The organism is Micromonospora sp. BL4 (assembly GCF_003667505.1).
In the GTDB taxonomy this organism is placed as follows: Bacteria; Actinomycetota; Actinomycetes; order Mycobacteriales; family Micromonosporaceae; genus Micromonospora.
The window spans coordinates 1-1,021 of the sequence record NZ_RCVJ01000277.1 but is presented as its reverse complement, the minus strand read 5'-3'; the positions used below and the strand labels follow the sequence as shown (position 1 = coordinate 1,021).

Here is a 1,021-nt window from a genome sequence, read left to right as displayed (position 1 = left end):
GCCCACCACGCCGCCTCCCGGCGGCACGAGGGACGCGTACGGGCAGATCCAGGCCGAGGCGTTCAGCGGGCAGAACGGGGTGTTCGTCGAGGCGTGCTCCGAGGGCGGGCAGAACATCGCCGGGCTCCGCAACGGGGACTGGGCGCGCTACGACAACGTCGAGTTCGGCTCCGCCGGGCCCCGGGACTTCGTGGCCCGGGTGGCCTCCGGCGCGGGCGGCGGGGTGAGCGGCCTGGTCCAGGTGCGGGTGGACAGCCCGACCGCGGCGCCGATCGGCAGCTTCGCGATCGGCAACACCGGCGGCTGGCAGAGCTGGCGCTCGGTGCCCGGCAACGTCAGCGGGGTGACCGGCCGGCACACCGTCTACCTCACCTTCACCAGCGGGCAGCCGAACGATTTCGTCAACGTCAACTGGTTCACCTTCCGCCGCTGAGGCGGACCGTAAGGGCCGCCCGCCGCCTGGTCGCGCGGCGGGCGGCCCATCCATCTGCGCCGACCCCTGGACAGAAACAGTTAACTATCTTAATAATAAACGCCAACGTTGATGTCCATGGATGCCTGCGCCGGGCGTGGAGGGTCGCATGAAACCAGCCAGATCACTTGTCCTGTCCCTGGTCACCGCGCCCGCCGCGACGCTCGGTGCGGCCTGGGTGGCGCTGCCCGCGTTCGCCGCCGGTGCCACCGCCAGCTTCGTCAAGACCGCCGACTGGGGCTCCGGCTGGGAGGGAAAGTACACGATCACCAACGGCGGCGGATCGACCATCAACGGCTGGAGCCTCGCCTTCGACCTGCCGGCCGGCACGACCCTCGGCAGCTACTGGGACGCCCTGCTCAGCTCCGCCGGCCAGCGGCACACCTTCACCAACCGGTCCTGGAACGGCAGCATCGCCCCGGGCGCCTCGGTCTCCTTCGGCTTCCTGGCCACCGGCTCCGGCTCGCCGACGGGCTGCCAGCTCAACGGCGCGGCCTGCGGCGGCGGCACCCCGCCCACCACACCGCCGCCCACCACGCCGCCGCAGGC

General features: G+C 72.0%; 2 protein-coding genes. Both read left to right on the top strand.

Annotated features, from left to right (window positions below):
• Positions 1-433, top strand: a 433-nt coding sequence (locus EAD89_RS30140; RefSeq protein ID WP_121678044.1) for a carbohydrate-binding protein, incomplete at its 5' end; no start/stop codon positions are given.
• A gap of 148 nt (positions 434-581) precedes the next feature.
• The coding region (locus EAD89_RS30135) for a cellulose binding domain-containing protein (protein ID WP_199733697.1) at positions 582-1,021 on the top strand (440 nt) is incomplete at its 3' end.